General features: G+C 51.7%; 22 protein-coding genes and 1 tRNA gene. 6 read left to right on the top strand and 17 right to left on the bottom strand.

What is annotated here, in order from left to right:
• Positions 1-59: 59 nt before the first annotated feature.
• From ispG to K0T92_RS15690, 7 genes are all read right to left on the bottom strand, one after another.
• Complete coding sequence (ispG, locus tag K0T92_RS15720) at positions 60-1,175, bottom strand: flavodoxin-dependent (E)-4-hydroxy-3-methylbut-2-enyl-diphosphate synthase (protein ID WP_219873432.1); 1,116 nt, start codon at positions 1,173-1,175, stop codon at positions 60-62.
• Positions 1,176-1,273: 98 nt separating this feature from the next.
• The gene (gene clpX / locus K0T92_RS15715; protein ID WP_219873431.1) at positions 1,274-2,530 is read right to left on the bottom strand and encodes an ATP-dependent protease ATP-binding subunit ClpX; all 1,257 of its coding nucleotides are present in this window, start codon (positions 2,528-2,530) and stop codon (positions 1,274-1,276) included.
• Between the two features lie 22 nt (positions 2,531-2,552).
• A complete protein-coding gene (gene clpP / locus K0T92_RS15710) occupies positions 2,553-3,140 on the bottom strand; it encodes an ATP-dependent Clp endopeptidase proteolytic subunit ClpP (protein WP_219873430.1) in 588 nt (195 codons plus the stop codon).
• A gap of 482 nt (positions 3,141-3,622) precedes the next feature.
• Complete coding sequence (gene tig, locus K0T92_RS15705; RefSeq protein ID WP_219873429.1) at positions 3,623-4,924, bottom strand: trigger factor; 1,302 nt, start codon at positions 4,922-4,924, stop codon at positions 3,623-3,625.
• 92 nt (positions 4,925-5,016) lie between these two features.
• Positions 5,017-5,931: a WbqC family protein gene (locus K0T92_RS15700; RefSeq protein ID WP_343223720.1), complete on the bottom strand. Its 915-nt coding sequence runs from the start codon at positions 5,929-5,931 to the stop codon at positions 5,017-5,019.
• 244 nt (positions 5,932-6,175) lie between these two features.
• Entirely contained in the window at positions 6,176-7,075 is a 900-nt protein-coding gene (locus K0T92_RS15695; RefSeq protein WP_219873428.1) for a TetR/AcrR family transcriptional regulator, read from the bottom strand.
• A gap of 16 nt (positions 7,076-7,091) precedes the next feature.
• Entirely contained in the window at positions 7,092-10,232 is a 3,141-nt protein-coding gene (locus tag K0T92_RS15690) for an efflux RND transporter permease subunit (RefSeq protein WP_219873427.1), read from the bottom strand.
• Positions 10,233-10,405: 173 nt separating this feature from the next.
• Here K0T92_RS15690 and K0T92_RS15685 point away from each other — a divergent pair.
• A tRNA-Arg gene (locus K0T92_RS15685) sits at positions 10,406-10,482 on the top strand.
• 138 nt (positions 10,483-10,620) lie between these two features.
• Here the strand turns inward: K0T92_RS15685 and K0T92_RS15680 are convergent.
• Positions 10,621-10,818, bottom strand: a complete 198-nt coding sequence (locus tag K0T92_RS15680) for a hypothetical protein (RefSeq protein WP_219873426.1) — start codon at positions 10,816-10,818, stop codon at positions 10,621-10,623.
• A 257-nt stretch (positions 10,819-11,075) separates the two neighbouring features.
• Here K0T92_RS15680 and K0T92_RS15675 point away from each other — a divergent pair, with 257 nt between their 5' ends.
• The 3 genes from K0T92_RS15675 (at position 11,076) to K0T92_RS15665 (ending at position 13,873) form a co-directional block, all read left to right on the top strand.
• Positions 11,076-11,537, top strand: coding sequence for a hypothetical protein (locus K0T92_RS15675; protein WP_219873425.1), 462 nt, complete (start codon positions 11,076-11,078; stop codon positions 11,535-11,537).
• 943 nt (positions 11,538-12,480) lie between these two features.
• Positions 12,481-12,648 carry a hypothetical protein gene (locus tag K0T92_RS15670; RefSeq protein WP_219873424.1) on the top strand — a complete coding sequence of 56 codons (168 nt, stop codon included), beginning with the start codon at positions 12,481-12,483 and terminating at the stop codon, positions 12,646-12,648.
• A gap of 211 nt (positions 12,649-12,859) precedes the next feature.
• A complete protein-coding gene (locus K0T92_RS15665; protein ID WP_219873423.1) occupies positions 12,860-13,873 on the top strand; it encodes an ATP-grasp domain-containing protein in 1,014 nt (337 codons plus the stop codon).
• Between the two features lie 169 nt (positions 13,874-14,042).
• Here the strand turns inward: K0T92_RS15665 and K0T92_RS15660 are convergent, their stop codons facing one another.
• Together K0T92_RS15660 and K0T92_RS15655 are read right to left on the bottom strand one after the other, a co-directional pair.
• The gene (locus K0T92_RS15660; protein ID WP_219873422.1) at positions 14,043-14,387 is read right to left on the bottom strand and encodes a hypothetical protein; all 345 of its coding nucleotides are present in this window, start codon (positions 14,385-14,387) and stop codon (positions 14,043-14,045) included.
• Positions 14,384-14,734, bottom strand: a complete 351-nt coding sequence (locus K0T92_RS15655) for a hypothetical protein (protein WP_219873421.1) — start codon at positions 14,732-14,734, stop codon at positions 14,384-14,386. The genes K0T92_RS15660 and K0T92_RS15655 overlap by 4 nt, the downstream gene beginning before the upstream one ends.
• 167 nt (positions 14,735-14,901) lie before the next feature.
• On the opposite strand from K0T92_RS15655, the gene asnB reads away from it, so the two are divergent.
• On the top strand, positions 14,902-16,746 hold the full coding sequence (gene asnB / locus K0T92_RS15650) for an asparagine synthase (glutamine-hydrolyzing) (RefSeq protein ID WP_219873420.1): 1,845 nt from the start codon (positions 14,902-14,904) through the stop codon (positions 16,744-16,746).
• A gap of 426 nt (positions 16,747-17,172) precedes the next feature.
• Here the strand turns inward: asnB and K0T92_RS15645 are convergent, their stop codons facing one another.
• From K0T92_RS15645 to K0T92_RS15630, 4 genes are all read right to left on the bottom strand, one after another.
• Positions 17,173-17,634: a YdeI/OmpD-associated family protein gene (locus K0T92_RS15645; RefSeq protein ID WP_219873419.1), complete on the bottom strand. Its 462-nt coding sequence runs from the start codon at positions 17,632-17,634 to the stop codon at positions 17,173-17,175.
• A gap of 42 nt (positions 17,635-17,676) precedes the next feature.
• Positions 17,677-18,330, bottom strand: a complete 654-nt coding sequence (gene rdgB / locus K0T92_RS15640; protein WP_219873418.1) for an RdgB/HAM1 family non-canonical purine NTP pyrophosphatase — start codon at positions 18,328-18,330, stop codon at positions 17,677-17,679.
• Positions 18,327-19,073: a ribonuclease PH gene (gene rph, locus K0T92_RS15635; RefSeq protein ID WP_219873417.1), complete on the bottom strand. Its 747-nt coding sequence runs from the start codon at positions 19,071-19,073 to the stop codon at positions 18,327-18,329. The genes rdgB and rph overlap by 4 nt, the downstream gene beginning before the upstream one ends.
• Positions 19,074-19,302: 229 nt before the next feature.
• Positions 19,303-20,355, bottom strand: coding sequence for a GerMN domain-containing protein (locus tag K0T92_RS15630; protein WP_219873416.1), 1,053 nt, complete (start codon positions 20,353-20,355; stop codon positions 19,303-19,305).
• Between the two features lie 144 nt (positions 20,356-20,499).
• On the opposite strand from K0T92_RS15630, the gene K0T92_RS15625 reads away from it, so the two are divergent.
• On the top strand, positions 20,500-21,039 hold the full coding sequence (locus K0T92_RS15625) for a phosphatidylglycerophosphatase A family protein (RefSeq protein ID WP_219873415.1): 540 nt from the start codon (positions 20,500-20,502) through the stop codon (positions 21,037-21,039).
• Between the two features lie 1,082 nt (positions 21,040-22,121).
• On the opposite strand, the gene hemG is transcribed toward K0T92_RS15625, so the two are convergent.
• From hemG to hemE, 3 genes are read right to left on the bottom strand one after another with little or no spacing between them, the layout of a single operon-like run.
• Positions 22,122-23,654, bottom strand: coding sequence for a protoporphyrinogen oxidase (gene hemG / locus K0T92_RS15620; protein ID WP_219873414.1), 1,533 nt, complete (start codon positions 23,652-23,654; stop codon positions 22,122-22,124).
• A 38-nt stretch (positions 23,655-23,692) separates the two neighbouring features.
• On the bottom strand, positions 23,693-24,625 hold the full coding sequence (gene hemH, locus K0T92_RS15615; RefSeq protein WP_219873413.1) for a ferrochelatase: 933 nt from the start codon (positions 24,623-24,625) through the stop codon (positions 23,693-23,695).
• Entirely contained in the window at positions 24,618-25,688 is a 1,071-nt protein-coding gene (hemE, locus tag K0T92_RS15610; protein ID WP_219873412.1) for a uroporphyrinogen decarboxylase, read from the bottom strand. Before hemE ends, hemH begins: the two co-directional genes overlap by 8 nt.
• Positions 25,689-25,727: the final 39 nt, after the last annotated feature.

The following is a 25,727-nucleotide window of genomic DNA, read 5'->3' as shown; positions in this document are numbered from 1 at the left end:
GCCCCTTGCCGGATGGAATAATCGCATTATGAATGTAAAGTTTGAAGTCTATGCTTTATTTATGAAGAGGGTATGGAATGCTGCTGGCGGCCAGGAATTTCTCCTGTTGCCTCGAATACCCGAACGATTTCGTCGATCTCCTTCTTCAGCTCTGACAGCAGATCCGCCTCTGGCACCTTCCGGATCATCTCTCCGTATCGGAACAGCATGCCCTCGCCCCGTGCGCCTGCAATTCCGATGTCGGCCTCACGCGCCTCTCCAGGACCATTCACCGCACAGCCAAGCACGGATACTTTGATCGGCACTTTGATCTTGCTGATATACTCCTCCACCTCATTGGCAATGGAGAACAGATCAATATCAAGACGCCCGCAAGTCGGACAGGATACCAAGGTTGCCGCATTCGTAATAAGTCCGAAGCATTTGAGAAGCTCGCGCGCAACTTTCACCTCTTCAACAGGGTCAGCGCTCAGGCTGATGCGGACCGTATTGCCGATACCCATCGACAACAGGGCACCGATGCCGGCAGAGCTCTTGATCGTTCCTGAATGCAGTGTACCCGCTTCTGTAATGCCAAGATGCAGCGGGTAGCGGATTTGCTCGGCAGCCATACGGTAGGCAGCAATCGCCATAGGAACATCGGATGCTTTGAGCGATACGATAATATCGTGAAAATCAAGCTCTTCCAAGATGCCGATATGGAACAGGGCGCTTTCAACCATTGCTTCAGGAGTCGGATACCCGTACTTCTCCAGCAAATGATTCTCCAGCGATCCCGCATTAACTCCAATACGAATCGGTATTCCCTTCTCTTTGCAAGCCTTCACAACAGCTTCTACCTTCTCGCGGCGTCCGATGTTGCCCGGATTGATCCGCACCTTGTCGATGCCGTTCTCAATGGCAAGCAGAGCAAGGCGGTGGTCAAAGTGAATATCCGCGACTAGCGGGATATGAATGCGCTTCTTGATTTCCTTGATTGCTTCGGCTGCTTCCACATTGTTCACAGTTACGCGGACAACTTGACAGCCGGCTTCTTCAAGACGCAGTATCTCCGCAACCGTGGCTTCGACATCTGCTGTCTTGGTCGTGCACATGCTCTGAATGATGACTTCGTCGCTGCCGCCTATAGTCAGCGGCCCTACCTTTACCGGTACGGTATCTTTTCTTGAATACATCAGGTAACCTCTCCCATGAACGTCAAAGTCCACCCCTGCGGAAGCGGCTATTATAGCCGCTTATTGGCAAAGGTGGATATTTAACCGTGTGTATTGGTTCAGGCGCTTTCTTCCTTCTTCTTGCCTTTCTTCGCAGACAATTCAGGCATAATCCGCTCCTGCACAACCTTCTCGGTAATCAGGCAGGTATTGACGTCATCGCGCGAAGGAACTTCGTACATGACATCCAGCATGATCCCTTCGATAATCGCCCGCAAGCCGCGCGCGCCCGTATTTCGCTTGATTGCTTCTTTAGCTATTGCATCAAGAGCAGCAGGCTCAAACTCAAGCTTGACGTTATCCATCTCCAGCAGCTTCTGATATTGCTTCATCAGCGCATTCTTAGGCTCGGAGAGAATACGCACAAGCGCTGGCTCGTCAAGCGGCTCCAATGTCGAGATAACCGGCAGACGGCCCACAAACTCGGGAATCAAGCCGAATTTGAGCAGATCCTCAGGCAGCACCATGGACAGATACTCCCCGGCTTTCAGATCCTTCGTATTGTCGCCACCGATGTTAAAACCGATGACCTTCTTGCCGATCCGGCGCTTAATAAGCTGTTCAAGTCCGTCAAAAGCACCGCCGCAAATGAACAGAATATTCGTCGTATCGATTTGGATAAACTCCTGGTGGGGATGCTTGCGCCCGCCCTGAGGCGGAACAGATGCAACCGTGCCCTCCAAAATTTTGAGCAGCGCCTGTTGAACGCCCTCGCCTGAAACATCACGGGTAATGGATGGGTTCTCCGATTTGCGCGCTACTTTATCAATCTCGTCTATATAGATAATGCCGCGCTCGGCTTTCTCCACATCATAATCAGCCGCTTGAATCAGCTTCAGCAGAATGTTCTCAACGTCCTCGCCGACATAACCCGCTTCTGTGAGCGAGGTTGCGTCCGCAATCGCAAACGGAACGTTCAGAATTTTGGCCATTGTCTGGGCAAGCAGCGTCTTACCGGATCCCGTCGGGCCTACTAGAAGAATATTACTCTTCTGCAGCTCCACATCCTCCAGCTTGTTCTGGGAATTGATCCGCTTGTAATGGTTGTATACAGCAACGGCAAGCGACTTCTTCGCTTGATCCTGGCCAATGACATACGAGTCAAGAATATTGCGGATATCCATCGGCTTCGGAATATCCTTGAGATCCAGCTCCTCCTCGTGGCCAAGCTCCTCTTCAACGATTTCTGTGCACAGCTCGATGCACTCATCACATATATAGACGCCTGGACCAGCAACAAGCTTCCGCACTTGATCTTGCGACTTGCCGCAGAAAGAACATTTCAACTGGCCCTTCTCGTCGTTAAATTTGAACATGGGATCACCCCTTCGTTATTCGTTACAGGACATTCGACGTGACGACTCTGTCGATAAGGCCGTAATTCAATGCCTCTTCGGCACTCATGAAGAAGTCACGGTCCGTATCGCGGTCGATCTTCTCATAAGGCTGTCCCGTACGATCCACATAAATGTTATTCAGCTTCTGCTTTGTCTTCAGGATCCAGTCTGCATGGATCTTGATATCTGATGCTTGACCGCGTACGCCGCCTAGCGGCTGATGGATCATAACCTCGCTGTTAGGAAGCGAGAGACGCTTGCCCTTCGCGCCCGCTGTCAGCAGGAGCGAGCCCATGCTGGCTGCCAGGCCGACGCAAATCGTCGATACATCCGGCTTAATGAATTGCATTGTATCATAAATACCCATGCCTGCGGTTACTGAACCGCCCGGTGAGTTGATGTACAGATGGATATCCTTCTCAGGATCGTCCGCTGCCAAGAAGAGCAGCTGTGCGATGATGGAATTCGCAACATCGTCGTCGATCGCACTTCCCAGAAAGATAATCCGATCCTTCAAAAGACGGGAGTAAATATCGTAAGACCGTTCTCCCCGATTCGTCTGTTCAACGACTATAGGCACCAGATTCATGCGACCAACCTCCTAGGATAAGTGATACCCTCAATCCCTGCACGGCAAGCTCCGGAATCCATTCTTCTCCGTAGCATCCCATCAAGGGTTCCTCAAGGGCTCCCGCCCCTTCCGACAACCGTCTGAAATTAGCGGTGAAGTCGCAAAGGCGCGTCATATTGCAAGAGTTGCTTCTGCTTGCTTCTTTCCCTTGCGGGTGCAACAGCCGGGTCACTTTAACTGCTTTAGCGGTTTAAAGGGACTTAGACCATTATTTTATCATGTTCCGGATGCAATGTCATTTTTCTGCAATAGTACATTATACGGCTTTGATCAATCGATATGTATGGGGCGGACCCCGAATGTGAAACTGTGCTATGTATGTGGGTAAGCGCTATCTATAAACTTCGTTCCGTCCAACCATTTTGTTAAAAACAAGGCACGTAAAAGTACGTGCCTCGCTTGATGAAGAAACGAGCCGTCACTTGGACGGCCGCGTATCCTTATGCTACTTCTGTAGCTGCTTTGCTGTTGTCGAGCAGGAATTTGATCGTTTTGCGAAGGACAAGGTCTTCCTTGATGTTGTCCAGGTTGCCATTAGCAGTGAAGATCTCGCGAAGCTCTTCAACTGTACGGCTGTATTGCTTGGAGAGGTTCTCCAGCTCATCATTCAGGTCTTGATCATTTACTTCAATGCTCTCATTCTTCGCGATTTGCTCGAGCACCAGGTTGTTGCGGACACGCTTGAGCGCATCGCCGTTCATTTGAGCGCGAAGCGCTGCTTCATCTTGGCCTGAGAACTGGTAGTACAGGTCAAGGTTCATGCCCTGCATGCGAAGACGGTTCTCGAAATCGCGAAGCATGAAGTTCGTCTCGGAGTCAATCATCGCCTGAGGGATATCGATCTCCGCCGCTTCAGCCACTTTGTCCACGACTGCTACTTCGCGAGCCTGCTCGTTTTCTTTCTCCTTGCGCTCTGCCAGCTTGCCGGACAGATCCTGTTTGAACTCCTCAAGCGTATCGAACTCGCTTACGTCCTTAGCAAATTCATCATCAAGCGCCGGAAGGCTCTTGCGTTTGATTTCGTGCAGCTTCACCTTGAATACGACAGGCTTGCCAGCAAGATTCTCTGCATGGTAGCTCTCAGGGAAGGTTACTTCGATATCCTTGAAATCCCCCGTTTGCATGCCTGCTACTTGATCCTCGAAGCCCGGGATAAAGGAGCCTGAGCCCAGCTCCAGCGAGTAACGCTCGCTCTTGCCGCCTTCGAACGGCTCGCCATCCAGGTAGCCGTCGAAATCGATAACCGTTACATCGCCCAGCTCAGCTGCGCCCTCGTCAATGACGACCAGCTCAGCTTGACGCTGTTGCAGACGCTCCAGCTCAGCTGCGATCTCCTCTTCGCCAATGGTTACATCGGCTGCCGGAACTTCAACACCCTTGTACTCGCCAAGCTGTACTTCAGGCTTTACCGTTACTTTAGCTTTGAATTTGAACTCCTGGCCCTTGCTGAATTGCTCAATCTCGATATCAGGGCGGTCAACCGGCTCAACGCCTGTTTCCTTCAGCGCTGCGGAATAAACCTCTGGGAGCAGAATGTCGATTGCATCCTGATACAAGCTCTCCACGCCGAAACGGGATTCGAAAATGCCCCGAGGCACTTTGCCTTTGCGGAATCCAGGCACGTTCACTTTAAGAACGACTTTCTTAAATGCCTTGTCCAATGCTTCTGTTACTTGCTCTGCGCCTACCTCTACATCAAGCGCTACAAGATTCTTGTCTATCTTTTCCCAAGTTGCTTTCATGCTATACTTTCCCCTCCAAATTAAATAACGCTACCAGCGTCCGGTTTCACGTTTAATAAACCACTATATTATAATCAACATCCTCTAGAATATCAAGGCTCCTCTCCTTCACCGCGATCTTGCATCTCAACAACGTGTCGAAGTGTCCGGCAAGCCTGCTCATACCGAAACCTCAGCGAATCTGTAATCCCGTATGTATCACGTATGTCGTCGTCATCCGCTCTGCCGTACAAGGTCAGCTCCAGAGACTGGTGCAGCGCCGCAGCGTAGCAATCAATTGTCTCCTCGTCATCCTTCATTCGGACATAGGCGGATGTGCCGTAGAAGCACTGTATGCATTCTTTCCAAAGCTCTCTTGCAAAATGCGGCATGGTAGCATCTATAACCTCTGTTATCGATTCTACCCTTTCTACTACCTTTGTAACCACGGGAGGAAAATCATCCATCGACAGTGGTGTCCCGTCCAGCTCAAGCTCGACCTGCTCGCCCAGCCGATTGAGCCGGATCGTACCCGTGTGGCCGCGTCTGCGCAAGCATTGCAGTGCTTTGAATTGCAGTGCCGGATGGATGTCACTTCCGTCAAGCCAGGATAGTATCGTCTCGTCCACAACCGGATTATCGAGATGCGCAGCCCGCTCCAATGCCAGAATTTGTTGATCGGCTATTGGATGGTTCTGCATAATATACAGCACCTGCGCCACATAATCGTCATCCTGACGGTCTGATACGAGCGCCTGCTTGCGCAAAGCATCCTCATTGTCCTCCGCCTCGCCTTGGGGACTGGCCTGATCCATGGGAACGAAGCCGTGCTGCTCTGCCTCATAGGACGGAAATGCCATCTCCAGCCAGGTTAACAAATTTCCCCATTCCTCATAGTGACGCTTGTCCTCGCCTTGACACTGAAGCAGAAAATTCAATAGTCCCTTAGCTTCCCTATACTGTTCAGCTTCAAGCATTCTTGTCAACTGAATCTGATATTGATCCAGCATCCGGGGGAACAAATACACATTATCCTTATGGTCGTCCTTAGGGGGATTGGATGTCGAGATAGAATCACCGCCTTGTCTATGTAACCGCCGCTGTTCACAGGACATCATTGGAGTTTTGAGTACGATTATAACACTACCTGTTGTTGATTACCATCACCGGGATGAAGTGAAGCACCTCTTCCTGCCCCTTGCTTCTTTCCTGCATAAAAAGGACAGCTCTGCACGGCTTGCAAGCGATGCAGAACTGCCCCTTCCACGTTCTTCAACCTATCAGATCTTTAATGTCTTGCTCAAGCTTTGGGAGATGCTTCTTCAGCTCATTAACTTTCATGCTCTTGATCAGTGACAGCATGCCCTTAATGACGATCGGCTGCGGCTCCACCTTCTCGAATTCGGTCTCCATCACCTGAAGCGAGGAGATGATCTCGCCCAACTGCTCTTCCGGGAGGCTCGCTTGCTCCAGCGCGGCACGAATGGCAGCTATACCGCCCATCACACCGACTTTCTCGCCTTGACTGCCGCCCGCAGCAGAAGCTTCCCATTCCATCAGCGCTTCCTCGCCCAGAATCGTCGCTGCTTCGCTGGTAATCATGCCGAACACGATCTCATCTGTTCTTTTCATGACAAAATCCGCTAATTTATCGACATCATAGGATCTCTTCTCCATAATGCACAAACTTAGATAGCCGTCTATCAAGGAATGGAACAGGAAAGCCGCATCACATGCATACGGCTCCACCTCCTGGCCATAGATCTTGCAAATCAGGCGCTGGCTGCACAGCAGCCCTTGTCTTCTGGCTTTAATCATCAGCTCATGAATCTCTTCATTGAGTTCGAACCGCTCCTGCATAAGAATTACGATGAAGCTCTTATGCTCTTCATATTGCCTGAACCCCTGAGACACCATTTCCCTCAGCTTCTCCCGCGGCGACAAATTCGGAATATGCTCGATATGGGAAATATACTTCCCCAGATGCTCCAGATAATATTTGCAAATGGAATGGAGCAAATCTTCCTTCGATTTGAAATAGAAGTACATGGAGCCCTTGGCAATTCCAAGCGTATCGGCAATATCCTGAATCGATGTGCCCCGATACCCTTTCTCGGAGAAGCACTTGATGGCTGTCTCAATAATTTGTTGCTTCTTGCCTGTACCTTCCACGACTGCACCGCCCTCCTTACTCTTGGTTAGCGGATTTTCTGCGGAATTTCGCCAGGAACTCATATACGATTGGCACGATCAACAAGGTAAGCAGCGTCGAGCTTGTCAGACCGCCGATAACCGTAATACCCAGCCCCTTGGAGATCAGACCGCCGCTGCCGCCTTCGAAGCCAAGCACAAGCGGGAGCAGAGCGCCAATCGTAGCGAGCGCGGTCATCAGAATTGGACGAAGTCTCGTACCTGCTGCCTCCAGCAGCGCCTCACGGGTGGATAGTCCTTCCTTCTCCATATGCAGCACACGGTCAATGAGAACGATAGCATTGGTTACAACGATACCGATCAGCATGAGCGCTCCCATCATCGCCGGAGCACTGATCGTTTCACCAGCAAGATACAAGCCGACCAATGCGCCAATGATGGTGAACGGCAGCGAGAATAAGATGGCGAATGGTGTCAATGCGCCGCCGAAAGTAATAACGAGCAGCAGATAGACAATCGCAATTGCAGCCAGCATAGCGAGTCCGAGCTGTGTCATTGTATCGTTAAGCTGCTCCGTTACTCCGCCAAAATCAACCTTTACAGACGCAGGCAGTTCCAGCTTGTCAACTTCTTTCTGGATAGCGGTGGATACGGACCCTACATCCTTCGAGGTCACTTTGGCCGACACTTCAATGAACAGCTTGCCGTCCTTGCGTGTAATGGTGTTCGCTGTTGTTCCTTCTTCTACCTTCACAACATCCTTGAGCGGTACGGAAATGCCCAGCTTCGAAGTTATGGTTTCATTCTCAATGTCAGCAATCGTATTGTATTGCTTCTTATCGACTTCCACATATACGTTATATTGTTTGCCTTCCACCTCTACCTGCGTCAGTACCGGACGCTCGCGCATCGGACTTAGCTTCATGGCGATCTCTCCGGCAGTCAAGCCGTATTGGCTCAGCTTCTGCTGGTCTGCCACGAGTGTATACTGCTCATATTGTTTGGATAGAGATGACTCGACTTTCTCCAGCGATTCATTGCCCTTCATAATCTCTTCCACTTGCCCGACGACTGGCTTAATATCTTCGATGGTGTCGCCATAGATAGACAAGCTCATTTTGCTGCCGCCAAGACCTCCGCCAAAATCCATCTCGGCCCATTTGCCTGTCGGCTCGACCGTGGACATCGCTTCAATAAGCGCAGCCTTCTCATCATTGAAATCCTTTGTATCGCTCTCGTACTGCACATAGAACAGCGCATTCTTATTCGGGCCAAAGCTGAGCGGATTCTCGCCGCCGACGGAATACTGCAGATTCGTGACGCCTTCACGGGCCATAATCAGCTTCTCCGCTTCCAGTGCTGTTTGCTCAACATCGCCGATCAATTTCCCTGGACCAGGCGTGTACGTAACCATTGCATACTTCTCCGGCTCTTCCGGAAGGAAGCTGAAGCCGACCTTGGGAACCAGAACGAAGCTTCCGCCAAGCAGAACAATTGCCAGCAGGAAGGTAATAATTTTGTGATTCAAGGACCAGTTGAGAACTTGACGGTATTTCAGCGCCAGCTTGCCTGCCTTCTCCTCATGCTTTTGCTTGTCCTTGAGACCATTGCGGAACATGAGATGTGTCATCATCGGCACAATCGTAATCGCTACAAGCAGTGAAGCCAGCAGCGCGAACACCATCGTCAAAGCAAATGGCATAAAGATCTCGCCGATTGGCCCGCTAACCGTTCCGAGCGGTACGAATACAGCAATCGTAACAAGCGTTGACGAAAGAATCGGGATAAACATTTCTCGCGTTGCTTCGGTAATAAGCTCCTTGCCCTTCAGCTTCTCCGTGCGAAGCGACATTCGGCGGTAGCTGTTCTCGATAACGACAATCGAGTCGTCAACTACCCGTCCAATCGCTACCGTCATCGCGCCAAGCGTCATAATATTGAGCGTAATATCCATCTGCTTCAAGATCAATATTGCAATAACAAGCGACAGCGGGATGGAAACAATGGATATAATGGTCGTGCGGATGTTTCTCAAGAAGAGCATAATAACAATGACGGCGAATAATGCGCCAAACAATGCTTTATCAAACATCGTACTGACTGAATCCTCAATCGGCTTGCCCTGATCAAGCAGGACGATGATTTCAAGACCCTTATGATCCTGTTCGAAATTATCAGCTATTTCCTTTACCGCATTTACAACATCAACCGTATTGGCATCGGAAGCCTTCGTAATGTTAATTCCGATGGACTCCTGGCCGTTCGTGCGGGAGATCGACTCCGCCTTGCCTTCCAGCTTGATATCCGCAATATCCGACAGCTTGATCGTCGGGATGCCCTGCATCGGCCCGCCTGCTGCCAGCTGCTGCTCCTGTCCCATGCCTGCCTGTACCTGGCCGATTGCTCCCGCACCTGCACCTGACCCTACCCCGGATGGAATAACAGGAACCGCGAGGTTCTTAAGCTGCTCTAGTGTCGTAATATTGCCGTCAACTACAATAGCCTTCTCCGTCTTGTCCAATTCGAACAAGCCAAGCGGAGCTTTGATCGCCGACGCTCCAACGATGGCCCGGACTGTCTCTTCACTCAGGCCGAGCTCCTGCATCTTGACCTTGTCAAAGGTCAGCAGCACTTCCTTGAGATGCTGTCCCGCAATTGCTACCGTCCCGATCCCGTCGATGCCTTCAAGCGATGGTTTAATTTCATTCTCGATCAGCTTGGTCACATCTTCGAGCGACAAGGCTTTGTCCGTTACGCTAAGCGAGACGACTGGAAAATCATTCAGGCTTAGCTTGGAGATTTGCGGCGATTGAGCGCCTTCTGGAGCTTCAAACCCGTCCAGCACAGCACTCAGCTCGCTCTCCGCCTCCTTCATATCCTTGCTGTAGTCATATTCCAGAACGATGGAAGAAACATTCTCTCTCGAAGTGGAGTTGTAGGCTGTAATGCCGCTCAGGTTCTTGACCCTCGTCTCCAGCAGCTTCGTAAGGTTGTCCGCAACTTCCTCTGGTGCAGCACCGGGATAAACGGTATTCACCATTAGAATCGGCACTTCAATGTTAGGAATTGTTTCCTGCTTCATGTTAAGTCCAGCGTACAAACCGCCGATAGTAATAATGATGGTCATGAGCCATATCGCAAACTTATTATTGATCGAAAAACCAATAATCCCTTTCACAAATCCACTCCCAATCTGTCTCGATATTTTTTTGAACTTTGTTCAACTATACTGAAATACTATTTGAACTTTGTTCAAAAGTCAAATTGATTGACCGGTCAGTCACATAAAAAACAAATTTTCAATTCCCTCTTGCGCAAACCCAAAAACGCATGCTATAATATCCATTACGTGTCCCAGTAGCTCAGCTGGATAGAGCAACGCCCTTCTAAGGCGTTGGTCGGGGGTTCGAATCCCTCCTGGGACGCCATTATAATTAAGATGAGTCAGGTTCAATATATAGATAAAATCCTCAAACCCAGTGACATCAAGGGTTTGAGGATTTTTTTGTTGCCCAGGCATTCTTCTGGGAACGCGATAGAAATCGATAGTTCATTTCATAAGCCAGTTATTCTCTATGGGATATCGCGTCTGAAATATATCCGCCCGGCAATTCTAACAGCCGTTCTACAATTAACAGCTCTATGGTGCACTCACCCGCATCCTCATAAATCACACTATCCGCGAATGCCTGACAAATCGCACTTTGCTCCTTTTTGGTGAGCAAGGTTAGTTCACTAATCATTTCGCTTATTAGCTCCAGCATGCTCATCTCAACCTTTAATTGAATAATGGATTTCATATATCTATTGTTAAATGATCATGCGGTTGCTGTAAATACGGTTTGAACAGGATGAAACTTATCCCCGTACCGCCAAATTTTATGTTATAATCTTCCTCCATTTTTTGGACGGTACATGAACAGAGCCTATTTCATATTTTGTGGGCAATTAACGTTTCTATTTGAATGCTGTCCCATATAATATAGCAATGCTTGTACTAGGAGAGAGGAGATGAGTGTTTATGTCAATTGTTTTTCTGGACGAACGAATTTCCATTCATTCGAACAACAGCAACGGGACGGATCCTTTATCGACTACTCCACTGTTAATAGGCGATATCGGCCTTCAGACGGGAGGTGCCATTCATTCGGGAAATGCGGCTAATGTAAGGATTGCGCTTGAAGGAACTGTCGGGTTAACGGTTGATACTGAAGCAGAACCTGTAATAACTTTAACAATCGAAAGGAATGGGTCAAGTACAGCCGGAACCGGAGTGTTGATTCACCAGCAGGTGTTCGATACTGATTTTATCCGGGTATTCAGTCCGCTTAGTATAACTGCGGGTGATTTCCCGCCAGCAGCAGCAGTTTTGGCAGGTGAGATCAGATATACGCTATTTATTTCATCCACATCGGATGCCATCATCTTGTCCGGACCTGTCGCATTTAACGGCTCCGCTTCTGCTGGAACGACAACGTCCTGACCAACAATCGGTGTCCCAAAGGAGTTGTCCCGAAGTCCATGTTGGTAATCTCAGCTCCAATTTTAAGAAGCTGTACGATGTGGACGGACTGCCTGCGATCACGGGACTGTTGACTTGACTTACTCCTCGCCAGAGGACGAGCTGTCATTCAAACACCGCCGGGAGGCGTGCACGGTACGGAAAAAGAGATATGCGAGATGCGAACTACGCTGGGCAAAACCTGCGAAACGGCAGTTATTTTCTCATTTTTGACCCTTTGAAGGTGGAATGCCTGCCAGCGTGCAGGTATTTCACCTTCGTTTGCCCATATCGGCCGATTATTTCTCAAATTCATGCTTCATCACAGGAATGTTACCGTTATGGCGTCTTGTAACCAAAATTCATGCACATTCGCAGGCTTCTTACTCCGTCGCTCTGCCTGCACTCCAAACTTGGATAAAGGGGAAGGCAGCGCTGGGAAATCTCCCAGCCCCTGCAGGTTATGACGGCGGAGAGAATGAATGCTATCTGGAAGAGCAAGTCTCCCATATGCAATGAAAAAGATGCTTCCAGCTCACTTTTTAGTGGTTTTGGAGGCATCTTTTTCACATCATTGGGGACTGACTCAGTGGATATTGGACTTTTCGGACACCTCTCTTGTTGTTTACATATCTAATTTCAAGAAGCAAAAGGAATATTGCAATCTGCATTCATCTTAATAAGTCCCGGAGAGCTATCTTGTTATGTTGCATAGGCTACGCCGAATGAATAGACAATTTTTGTTACGATGGATAATCATGGCTTGTATGGTCGAAGTTTTAGTTAATAGGACCCTAACGGACTTAAATAAAGCGCTCTCATTTATGACTTTTGGCCGGATTTCTAGGCATTGGACTGTCTGGTATAATTTAGATCGGGGCAAAGGTACCTCCCACTCTCATTCAGCAAGGAGGTGAATACAACAATGGACAACCAACGTATGTTCATCACGGAGCTGGAAACCCGCAAATCCAATGCAGCGCTGTTCGCTAATTCCGAAGCGCGCGACCGGATCTACACGACACTTGCGATTGGAGAAGAAGGCGGAGACATTTTTACAACGATGGCTATTGGAGAAGAAGGCGGATGCTAACCAGCTAGCTGGTTCTTGCATCTCCGCTGCAGATTTCAAGGCATCATTCCATATAAAAACGATTGATAATCGTACTGAACCGAATCTTGCACGATCTGAACTGTAAGGATGGTAGGGAAGAACGGCCGCAGAAAAGGCTGCCCGCGTGACCTCGCACCCCCTCAGCGGCCGTTCAATCCGTTCAACCTGCAATTTTATGGGAGGAATCCATATGTCAAGCGATATTACGGTAGCCATTGTCGGTGCAGCAGGAGAGCGTCATTGTCTTTATTTGAAGGATGAGCTTAACAAGCAAGGAGCAGCAGCTGTTATTCTCGATACTGTCGCAATGCCATCATTCCCTCTGGCACTCAGATCCGGCAGCAGGCTGGGAATTGAAGCTGCTATGGATAATAACAGCTGCCTGTCAGGCTATGAATCAGGATACAACGGGCAGCCGCTTCATCCTGTTCATGTGTTTTTTCTAAGGGCGCTGTTTCTTCCTACACCCAGCTTCGATGCCGGGGAGATCCAGGAGCAGATCGAGCGTGAAGGTTATATCGCTTATGCTGCGCAGCGCGAGCGCTATGCAACCTGGCTGTCCTGGCTCAAGTGCCTGACACTTCACGGCAAGCTGCTTATTAACCCCGTCGATACGCTGCTGCTTCATTTTGCCAAGCCCTATCAGATAGAGATGCTGCGCATGGCCGGCATTCCCGTCCCGGATACACTTGTGACCGGCAATGGCGATGATGTACTGAGCTTTTCCCGTTATCGGGATGTCATCTACAAACCCGTCGCCGGAGGAGCACACTGCCATTTGTTGAAGGAAGAGGACAAGCAGCCTGAACGATTGAAGACGCTGGAATACGCACCGGCTCTGTTTCAAGAATATGTATCTGGCAAGGATATTCGTGTGTTTGTGCTGGATGGCCGCATTCTCGGCGCGTTCCAGCTGGAGGGCGAAGGGGTTGATTACCGAGCAGGACAAGCAGCCGTAACGCCGATTGCCATCAGCGAAACGGTCGCAGAGCTATGTATTCGTGCATGCAGGACCGTAGGACTGCTGTTCAGCGGCGTAGATCTGAAGATGCGGAAGGATGGCTCTTTCGTCATGCTGGAATGCAATCCGAGCCCAATGTTCGAAGGATTCGATCGGACTGCGCCGATCTCCATCGTCTCGCAGCTGGCCGCTTACATGATCGATCAGGCTCATGCCCGCCGGCAGATTGCCATACCGCGCTAACTCCCCTCTTGTCCCTTGTGCCTTCTGCCCCCTGCACATTCCGGTCAAGACACATACGCTTTAAGCTGTCGATGCAACTCCGGTATCGGCAGCCGTACCCGCCTCCCCCATGACGCAACCAATTGACTCGCAGCTCGCATTCTTCATACTACCGCTTAAGCATTAGTGTTCAACGATCGAGCAATCGTGCGATATCCGCCCTTACCCCGGGGTAAGACAGCACCTGCTCCTTGAATGTCTCGCGCCTGCCCCAGTCGGTCTTCATCGTTGAAGTCTGGAACAGACTGATGCTGACATCAGAGAAAGCCTGATGCAGATTATTATCGTACCAATCCACCTCCCGATTCGCATCATTGTTGACAACCGCCAGCATATCGAAGTCGTTATCACGAGACGGGCCGAAAAATGCGAGCAGCTCCGGCGCAGCCGGATCATCTGTCCGCACCTCTACCTCACAGCAGTGAATGCCCTCGCGGTCAGTCGCCCGTCTTACATGCGCTTCCGTCACGTTCATGTCAAGCTCCCTTCCGGAAATAGTCCCATCGATGCAATATGCCTTCTTGTCTCCGATGTGCCGAGCTGATAGAGCAGCTTATAAATATCTTCAAGAAATCCGTCAACGCCCGCATTCATCTGCCCGTCAGACGCCGTTTCGTAAGGGCTTTTAAGAAAATGAAACGTCTGCGCCTCATCCATCGAAACCAGCTCCTCGAACAACTCCTGCAGCTTGTTTAATTCCTCTTCATTGGCATGGATGACCAGTTCATATGCCGCTGCGCCAGGATCCTCCAAAATAGAGCCCGCCTGAACAGATACATAATAGGTTTTGCGCTCATAGTAAGCGTTGGTATCATCAACCATTCCCTCTAACTCCTTTCACGGCAATGTTCTCCGAGAAACATAAAGCTCCGTCATGATGTCGTTTTCACTCTGTTAGCATCCCCTTCCGGACAGACATTTTATCCGCCGTAAACGCATAACCATTTTAGTATCGCTGTTTAAGCCCCGCTTAGAGAGGAATGAGAACCATGTGTGGATTCACGGGCTGGATCGATTGGACTGATGACCTGACGAAACAATATTCGATATTGGAAAAGATGACCGAAACGCTGGCCGCACGCGGTCCGGACGCTTCAGGAACCTGGATCTCCCCGAATTGCGCGCTTGGCCACAGAAGGCTCTCTGTCATCGATCCCGTGGGCGGCGCTCAGCCGATGGTGCGCACTGCCGGTGACGATCCGTTCGTCATTGTCTATAATGGCGAGCTGTATAATGCGCCGGAGCTGAAGCGGGAGCTGGAGGGCCGGGGAAGGCAATTCCTTACGACCTGCGATACAGAGGTGCTGTTAGTCGCCTTTATGGAATGGGGTCCCTCTTGTGTCGAGAAGCTGAATGGCATATTTGCCTTTGCGATCTGGGATTCTGCCGAGCATAAGCTGTTTTTGGCGCGGGATCGGCTTGGCGTAAAACCATTATTCATCTCCAGGCAGCTCGGACGCTTCGTATTCGGCTCTGAGCCCAAAGCATTGCTGGCTCATCCGTCCGTCAAGCCGGAGATCGGGCCAGAGGGATTGGCGGAGATTTTCATTGTTGGTCCTGCAAGAACACCGGGGAATGGCGTATACCGCGATATAACGGAGCTGCTGCCAGGGCATTGTGCTGTCGTGAGCCGGGCGGGCGTTTCGGTGACGCAATATTGGAAGCTGGAAAGCCGGCCTCATACGGATGATGCCGCGGCAACGGCAGCACAGGTAGGCGAGCTGCTGCGGGATACGGTGGAGCGGCAGCTCGTCTCCGATGTGCCTCTGTGCACCTTATTATCCGGCGGCCTCGACTCCAGCGCACTCACCGCCCTTGCTGTCCGCTATTATGAGCGGACCGGGCAAGGCGCTGTTCATACCTTCTCTGTCGATTATGTCGATAACGACAAGCATTTCAAGGCGCATGACTTCCAGCCCAATGCCGATGCGCCCTGGATAGCAAGAATGAGCAGCTATCTGCATACGGTGCATCATCCTGTTACCTTTGATACGCCGGAGCTTGTGAACGCACTTCGTGAAGCGATGCTGGCGCGGGATTTGCCGGGAATGGCGGATGTGGACGCTTCTCTGCTGCTTTTCTGCCGGGAGATCAAGAAGGAAGCGACGGTTGCCCTGTCTGGCGAGGCAGCAGATGAAATATTCGGCGGTTACCCCTGGTTCCATCGGGAGGATGCGATGAATGCCGGCACCTTCCCTTGGTCGCTTGCTGCCGGCATGCGCGCTGAGCTTCTGGCCGAGGATGTTGCCGCATGGATTAGGCCGCTGGATTATCTCGGAGACCGTTATTTGGACGCCATCGGAGAAGTTCCGAGACTGGCCGGGGAGGATGACGCGGCAAGGAGAATGCGCGAGATGTCCTATCTGAACATTACCCGGTTTATGCCTACACTGCTGGATCGCAAGGATCGGATGAGCATGGCTGTCGGGCTTGAGGTGCGCGTACCGTATTGCGATCACCGTCTGGTCGATTATGTGTTCAACATTCCTTGGGAGATCAAGACAGCAGGCGAGCGTGAAAAAGGCATTTTGCGGCATTCGCTTGAAGGCGTGCTCCCCAGCGATGTGCTTTACCGGAAGAAAAGTCCCTACCCCAAGACACATAATCCGAGCTATCTGGGAGCCGTCCGCCAAAAATTGCTGGAAGTGCTGAGCGATGGCACCTCCCCCCTTCTTCCACTCATTAATGTGAAGAAAATACGCCAGCTCGCCGAATCCGATACTGCCAGCTCCAATCTGCCCTGGTTCGGCCAATTGATGTCAGGTCCGCAGCTGTTTGCTTACCTGCTGCAGGTTGACATGTGGCTGCGCCACTATAAGGTTGCTGTGAGATAAAAGAGATGTGAGCCAGGCGAAACCTGCGAAACGGCATTTATTTGTTCGTTTCTGGCCCCATGAAGGTGAAATGCCTGCCAGCGGGCAGGTATTTCACCTTCGTTTCCCCTTAACGGCCGATTTTTGCTCAAAATCATGCATGATCGCAGGCATTCTACCATTATGGCCTCTTGCAACCGAAATTCATGCACATTCGCAGGCTTCTCGCCCCGTCACTCTAGCTGCAAAACAGTTGGAGATGGAGTTATCCAGAAAGTGGTTTGATGATTTCAGAGTCCCTGCTAAGTCCGCCATATAAAATGAAAAAGATGCTTCCAGTCCACTTTTTAGCGGTTTGGAGGCATCTTTTCACATCATTTTGGACTGACTTGAACTTTTCAGTCAGCCTCTTCTCGGGACTTTCAGCGACTTTTATAGCGTATTCGCTTAGGGATGCTTCACGCCATCCTCCAGCATGGCAATCGTTCGTTCCAAACGGTTGCGGCGGGTATCCTCCCGCTTCGCGCTTGTCAGCCAGCTGATATATTTCCGCTTATTGGAATGGGACAGCCCTTCGAATGTCTTCCCTGCAGAGGGATGATGCATCAGCTCGGCTTGGAGCAGCTCGGGCACCTCAATCATTCGCGGTTCCGCATCCCGCTCTATCGTAACATGAACGCTGTCGCCGCCTTGCTTGCCGATCGACTGGCGCACCGCTTTGGTAAGCCCGATGCAATGGCAGGACAGGCCCATCTTGGCAAGGATGCCCCGATATTCATAGCCGTCGAAGGTTGCCTTCACCTTCACTTGACCGCGGACACCGTACAACGCCTCCACATCAAACGGAAATTCGATATAAGCAGCGTCCATCCCCTCATGCATGTTGATGACGGCTGTAAACTCTACCATTCCCGGTCTCCCCTTCTTCAGCGCAAGGCAAAGGCAAGCGGATCATCCATTGCCTGCAAGCTCCATTCTCCCAAGCAGCTGTTGAAGCGCTTGACCGCGATGGCTGATCGCTTGCTTCTCCTCGGTCGTCAATTCAGCCATTGCCCGGCCGTACTGCGGAAGCCAGAACAGAGGATCGTAGCCGAAGCCGCCGCTGCCTCTAGGCTTGTCAATAATACGGCCAGGCACATATCCCTCTGCTTCCGTGTACAGCCCTGAGGCTGGATCATAAAGCGCCAGTGCGCATACAAACCGCGCATCGCTCAGCAGTCTCGCTCCATCAGCCAGCTTCTCGATGGACTCCGGACTTGTATCTGCCGCTGCGGATAATGCTGCCACCAGCTTCGCGTTATTGCGCTCATCCGTTGCTCCATCGCCTGAATAACGTGCTGAGTATACGCCGGGTGCTCCGCCCAGCGCAGCAACCTCAAGACCGGAGTCATCCGCCAGAACAGGGTGGCCGAGCGCATCCGCAATCGTCTTTGCCTTCTTCCTGGCATTGTCAGCAAAGGTAAGGCCGTCCTCTTCCACATCAGGCAGATTCGGATAATCGAACATGCTGACTACCTTCAAGCCAAGCTTGCCGAATGCATGTGCAAATTCACGCACTTTGCCCGCATTCTTCGTTGCTACGACGACGGTATCGCCTTGCCTCATATTGTGGTCACTCCAATGCGGCTGCCCATCGCTCCCAGCGCCTCGCGCTGCTTGCCGATCAGCGAAAGGATGCCCCCCTCCGCCGTTCCCAGCAGCTCGTCCAGCTCCTGCCGGCTGAATGGCGCTTCTTCACCGGTGCCCTGGACCTCCACGAATTTCCCTGAGCCGGTCATAACGACATTCATATCGACCTTCGCCTTGGAATCCTCCTCATAGTTAAGGTCGAGCAGCGTCCGCTCCCCGATAACGCCAACACTGACGGAAGCCATATAATCCGTAATCGGATATTTGGCAAAATCAACTGTTCTCGACAGCTTGTTCACCGCAAGCGCAAGGGCTACGAAAGCGCCCGTAATTGAAGTTGTGCGCGTGCCTCCGTCAGCTTGCAGAACATCACAATCCAGCGTAATTGTCCGCTCTCCCAACGCTTGCAGATCTACGACAGACCGCAGCGCGCGGCCGATCAGCCGTTGAATTTCCATCGTGCGCCCGGTCAGCTTGCCTCTGGCCGATTCCCGGTGATTGCGCACCTGCGTCGCACGGGGAAGCATCGAATACTCGGCTGTTATCCAGCCCTTGCCCTGTCCCTTCATGAATGGCGGCACCCGCTCTTCCACCGAAGCTGTGCACAGCACCTTCGTGTCGCCAAACTCAATCAGTACAGAGCCCTCCGCATATTTATTAGCATTCATCGTTATCGTTACAGGTCGTAGCTCATTCCACTGTCTACCGTCAGTTCTCATGCTCTGTAATCCTCCATATTCTACATGCTTGCTATAGCTTAATCGCCAATCACACTATTTTACCAAAGACAGCCGCGAAAAGCATCCACTCCATCCCACTGTCGGCAAAATCAAATGGCAAATCAAAGCCATAAGTCCCGCTGCAAAAAAATGCCCCTACGTCATAGAATGACATAAGGGCGGCAATGGAGTTCCGGCCAGTACTGAGCCTGACCTATCCGAATATGCGTTACGATTTGAATGCGTTCATATGCTGGGGCCTGCTTACAGGCTCGCTGTACGATTGATTATTCGTATCTTTCACATTCGATTTTCCGTTGATTTTGATTTGAACTTTCTTTAAGCCCGTATTCTCAGTCATCGCCAGAACGACCGCCTGCATCATTTCCGCCGGAGCCTGCTGCCCTTCCTCATAACCGCTGTACTCCAGCTCCACCGTCGCAATGTCATTCTTCTTCGTCACGTTCTTCACAATAACATCCGGAGTCATGACCGCCTCAAGCTCCTTGCTGCTTAGCGGACCGCTGATCAGCTGCTCAATCGCCGCCTTCGCCCGATTATCTGTACGGTTGATCAGACGGGTAACAGGCACATAATAGGTCTCATTATTCGGCGTGACGGCAGAGAAATACAGTGTGACCGGTGTCGATTGGCTGTAATTAATCCCGTCCTGCGCCTCCAGATTGATGCCGACAGCACGCGTGATCGTATCGTCGAGCGGCATACCGTCTACAGGCATTTCATCCAGCTTCTCGCCCTCCACCCAAATTTGAACCTGCTCGATGCCCTCCATGCCGGTCAAAGTCCAGGTTACCGCTTCAACAAGACTCCGCTCATCCATAGCGTTATAGTCGGTAAACGACTTGGAGAAATCAACGATAGCCAGTTTCTGATCGGCTATCACATCGAAGCCCTTCACTTGCGTTCCTTGCGGAAGAACAGCTTGAAAGCCTTCCGGGATCTCATTTGAGAGCGGGCCGCCGTCCACCATCATCTCCAGCGCTTTCTGTCCCCATTTCTCCTCACTGCCGATCTCAGCCAAGACAGTAATAGGCGCCAGCTTTCCATTGCGATCCTTAAAATAAACTGTCATCTGTGTCCCTTCGCCCTGCTGCGCAGCCTTGGCACTATCCTCCCAGCTCGTGGCGTTCCCGGTATTGTCTTGCGGCGGGTCAATTGATTGACTCGCCTCCTGCGAGAACAAGCCGCACCCCGTTGTCAGAACAGGCAGTACGAGCGCTCCGACCAGCGCAGCCCTGCGAAACAAGCGATAATGATTCATATCATTCTTCCTCCCCGATGGTTAGTCTGGCAATCATGTGCAATAGGATTGGTACAAGTTCCACTTTTGTAGTAATATGTATACGAGCCTTTCGGGGCAAATAGACCTGTTTTGTCCTACAACTACAGACAAGAGGTGAGAGGAATGTCCAAGTCCAAATTGTATAGCCTTAATAGTGAAAAAGTAGCTGCTGCCACCAAGGAATGGCTCCTCAAGCGCGGTGTTACAACGACCCAGATTGCCGAGCTTGTTATGTTTTTGCAGCAATCTTATTTCCCCGGCCTCACCATTGAGCGCTGTGAGCAGAATGTGGAGGCCGTGTTGTCCAAGCGCGAGGTTCAGAACGCTGTTCTCACCGGAATTCAGCTCGATATATTGGCAGAGGAAGGGAAGCTGCTCTCTCCGCTGCAGGAGATGATAGAGAATGATGAAGGACTCTACGGCTGCGACGAAATTCTTGCCCTCTCCATCGTTAATGTATATGGCAGTATCGGCTTTACCAATTTCGGTTATGTAGACAAGCTGAAGCCAGGCATCCTGAAGAAGCTTAACGATAAAGAGGACGAGCAATGCCATACTTTCCTCGACGATATTGTCGGAGCGATAGCTGCTTCGGCCAGCAGCCGGATCGCCCACCGCTATCAAGCGGAACGCGAAGGCAGCTTCAATCCTCCGCTTGACTAGCGGATTAGAGACGCGAAGGCAGCTTCTGTGCTTCGCTCGACTTGCGAATCAGGAGCGTGAAGGCAGCTTCTGCCCTTTGCTCGACTTGCGAATCAGGAGCGTGAAGGCAGCTTCTGCCCTTTGCTCGACTTGCGAATCAGGAGCGTGAAGGCAGCTTCTGTGCTTCGCTCGACTTGCGAATCAGGAGCGTGAAGGCAGTCTCGGCCCTTTGCTCGACTTGCGAATCAGGGGCGTGAAGGCAGCTTCTGTGCTTCGCTCGACTTGCGAATCAGGAGCGTGAAGGCAGTCTCGGCCCTTTGCTCGGAAAGAGGCTTCGATGTACGAGAGGCTGCAGAGAGTGATCACAATTACGGCGAACAAGCGAATATGCCTGCACAAATGCAGGTTTTCTCTCAAATCAGCCTGCTAAAGATAAAATGCCTGCCAAAGAGCAGGCATTTTATCTTTTTTGCCTCTAGTCGGCCCGTTCTGCCTCTAATGCCTGCTTCCTCGCAGGCATTTTGCCTTCCAGGGCTACTTTTTACCGAAATCCCTGCACTTTCGCAGGTTTTTTATTATACTGTGTTGTGGATGTGTTGTGCTGTATTGTGTTGTGCTGTATTGTGTTGTGCTTTATTCTGCTGAATTGTACTGTGTTGTATTGTGCTGTGCTGTGTTACTCTGTTCTTTACTGTTCTTTACTGTTCTTTACTGCTCTGTTCGCTCTTGTTTATTCCATACTTTTGTCCTCTTGACTGTTCAATTCTGCTCTTTTGTGCGGTGTTGTCCTCTGCTATGTCCGATGCCCGCTCCACCGTCCTCATGCACCATATAGTGCGGAAATTTGTTATCAGCGAAATGCGATCGGCGAGAGGTAATGAGAGAGAGATGATCAGAGAGATGCCATCGAGATGTTATGAGCGGGAAAATCAAGCGTTGACTCAAGCGGGAACACTAATTCGTCGACGCGTGCATATGAACAAAAAGCGCGAGTGCAGGGGCAAAATCCCCCTGCACTCGCGCTTCTCACTAATAGCAATACGATAGAAATCCACTGATGTGGAATGAACGTTCACCCGCAATGTTCACGAGCAAACTAGCCATTAAAGCTTCTCATACACACGGATCGCCGCTTCCTTGCCTTGGCGGATACAGTCGGGCAAGCCGACCCCATCAAAGGCCGCGCCTGTTACCCATACACCGGGCAGCACTGATTCCAGCTCCTTGCGCATGGCAGCGGTATGCTGCAGATGCCCTACCGGATATTGCGGCATGGAGCGGTGCAACCGCGTAATCTCCGTAAAGAGCGGAACGGCTGTAATGCCCATTATCTCGCGCATATCATGCCTTACCGCTTCGGCCAGCTGGTCATCAGGAAGATCAACGATCTCCTCATCGCCTGACCGGCCGACATAACAGCGCAGCAGCACTTTATCTCCCGGACTGGTATGCAGCCATTTGGCCGATGTCCATGTGCAGGCTGTAATCGTCGTCCCTTCCGAACGGGGGACTACGAAGCCCGATCCATCGAATTGACGGCCGAGCGCCGCCTTATCGAAGGCCATAACGACATTAGCAACCGAAACATACCGTACAGCCTCCAGCGCTTCTGTATTGACGTGAGAGCCCAATAATTCCGCCGCATCATAAGCAGGCGTCGTAACGACAATCCCGTCCGCTTCCAGTGTCTCGCCATTGCTGAGCACCACTTCATAGCGCGGGCCTGCTCCAGCTACATAAGCATCCCCTGCAGCTTCCTCACCAACTGGCTTTGCATATCCGCTCGGAAGCGCACCCGCTTCTTGGGACTGCCGCTGCGCCCGATCAACAATCTCCACCGCTTTAACGCCAAGCTTCCGCTCAGCACCCGATAACGCTTCATCCAGAGCGGCAACGATCGTAGACAGTCCGCCCTTGAACGTCAGAAATACACTTTTGCCTGCGGCACCAGGCAGCGAGCTTGGAGCAGCGGCCGTATTCGCGCCTGCCCGCCTGCTCGCGCGCATGCCCCGAATCAGGCTGCCGCGCTTGCGCTCTGCTTCGCCGAATTGCGGGAACGTCGCCTGCAGGCTCAATCTGCGCAAATCTCCCGCATAAATTCCGGCAAGCAGCGGCTCCGCGATACGCTCCATCACTTCTGTACCGAGCCGCCGCTCCAGAAATCCTCCCAGCGACTCATCTCCCGTCTCCTTGCGCGCTGGAAGCACAAAGTCCATCAAGGCGCGAAGCTTGCCGCCCCAAGTGAGCAGGCTCGTCTTGGCGAACGGCGCGATCTCTGTAGGTATGCCAAGTACAAGTCCCGGCGGCATAGGATGCAGTTTGCCCCGATGAAGGATATAGGTCTTCTTCGCTTCCGGATTCGTTCCGGTAAGCTCATACTCAATGCCCAGTTCACGCGCCAGATCAATCATCGGCTGCTTGCGGGCAAGGAAGGAATCCGGTCCGCGCTCGATAACGAAGCCGTCCCGCTTCAGCGTATTGATCTTCCCGCCTAATCGCGGTGCTGGATCGACAATCGTCACATGCGCTTGCCGACCGCGCGCCTGCGCCTGCGCAAGCAAATAAAAAGCGGAGCTCAGTCCGCTGATCCCGCCGCCAATGACGACTAACGAATCCTGCTCTCTTGATCTCCGCATTTCATTCATCTCCTCTGTCTATCATGGGATGCGATATTCTATATCTCATTCTGCCATTCATCCTGAGAAACGACCGATTCCGCCAATGTCTCCATATATAGGATATCGGTATTAAGCATCTCGATACGTTCGAGCACCATGCCAAGCTCCTTCGCTGCAGCCTTTGCCTCGATATCAAGGTCATAGAGCACTTCCAAGTGATCGGATACGAATCCGACCGGAGCCACCAGCACCCCCCGGTATCCCTTCTCCTTCACTTCCTGAAGCGTATCCAGAATATCAGGGCCGAGCCACGGTTCGCGCGTTCGTCCCGCGCTCTGCCAAGTGAACTGCCAGTCCACAAAGCCGACACCCGCCGCAACTGCAGCCGATGTGGCCAGTAGCTGCTCCTCATATGGATCATTCATTTCCCGGATCCGCTCCGGCAGACTGTGCGCACTGAACAGCAGCTTGACTGGCCGGGCATAGCTCACTGCTTCCAGCCCGCTGCCCACGCGTTCAGTCAGTGCGGCAATCAGCTTGGGATGAAGGTGATAGCTCTCCACGAAACGCATCGCAATCCCGAGCGCCTCCGCTTTCTCGCGAGCCCGCTTCACATAGCTGCCGACACTCATAACGGAATAATGCGGCGCCAATACAATGCCGACCGCCTCCGTAATACCGTCGGCTGCCATCGCCTCGACCCCATCTTCAATATAGGGCCGTGCATGCTTCAGGCCCTGGTAGCAAGCATAGCGCCCGGGAACCGTCCGGTCCAGCGCAGCCTGCAGGCCCGCCACCTGGCGGTTTGTATTCTCGCGAAGCGGGAACACGCCGCCAACTACGGCATCATACCGCTCTGTAAGCTCGGCCAGCTGCTCGGGCGTTGGAGCATGGCCTCTGCGAATATGGGTGTAGTATTCCTCAATGCCGTCCATGCTCTCCGGTGTCCCGTAGGACATGACGAGCACTCCAATCGTCCGCTTAGGCATGACGGGCCTCCTTGATCGCCGATTGCTGGATCACTTCTTCCGAATATTCATGGACAAATTCCGTCAGCTCGCGCAGCTTGTCCAGCGAGGCTTCCGGGAACAGCCCATGGCCCAGATTAAAGATAAAGCCCGGCTGCCCCGCACCCTCTTCAATAATGGGCTTCGCATACGATTTCACGACATCCATCGGTGCTGTCAGCACATAGGGATCAAGATTGCCCTGCACGGCAAACGCGCCGCCAAGCCGGCGCCGTCCCTCTGCAATGGACACGCGCCAATCTAGCCCGATAACATCGGCCTGGACATTCCCGAGATCCGGCAGAAGCTCGCCTGACGCCACACCAGGGAAGTAGATCTTCGGCTGCTCCAGATCCGACAGCTCTGCGAATATCCGCTCAATGGTCGGTAGCACGAATTTCCGGAAGTCTGCGGGCGCGAGCGCCCCTACCCAACTGTCGAACAATTGGAATGCCTTGCCGCCTGCAGCCATATGCGCACGCAAATAGGTGATTACCATATCGCCAAGCTTGTCCATCAGCTGGAACCAGATGGCCGGTTCACTGTACATAAGCGTCTTCGTACGAATATAGGACTTGGATGGACGTCCTTCAATAAGATAGCTCGCAATGGTGAACGGCGCGCCTGCGAACGTAATTAGCGGCACATCAAGCTCTCGGTCAAGAATGCGAATCGTTTCCAGAACATGGGACAGATCACCCTCCACATCGATCGGCTTCAGCTTCGCCACATCAGCCGCCGAGCGAATGGGATTGTCTATAACAGGTCCGACGTTCGCCACGATATCGAAATCAATCCCGATCGAAGCGACCGGATTCATAATATCGGAATATAGAATAGCCGCGTCAACGCCCAGCTTTTTGACCGGCATCAACGTAACTTCAGCAGCCAGCTCAGGCTGTTTGCAAATCTCTAGCAGCGAATACTTCTCTTTTATTTGACGGTATTCGGGATCATATCGTCCCGCCTGCCGCATATACCATACGGGTAGCTTATCGATAGGCTCCTTCCGGCATGCCCGGATGAAACGGTCGTTGTAGCTCATTCACGTTCCCCATTTCTATCGTTTTCCCTTCGTTTCCAT

Source organism: Paenibacillus oenotherae (assembly GCF_019443105.1).
GTDB classification, from domain to species: domain Bacteria; phylum Bacillota; class Bacilli; order Paenibacillales; family Paenibacillaceae; genus Paenibacillus_Z; species Paenibacillus_Z oenotherae.
The sequence above is the reverse complement of the archived record's forward strand: the minus strand, read 5'-3'. Positions and strand labels throughout refer to the sequence as shown.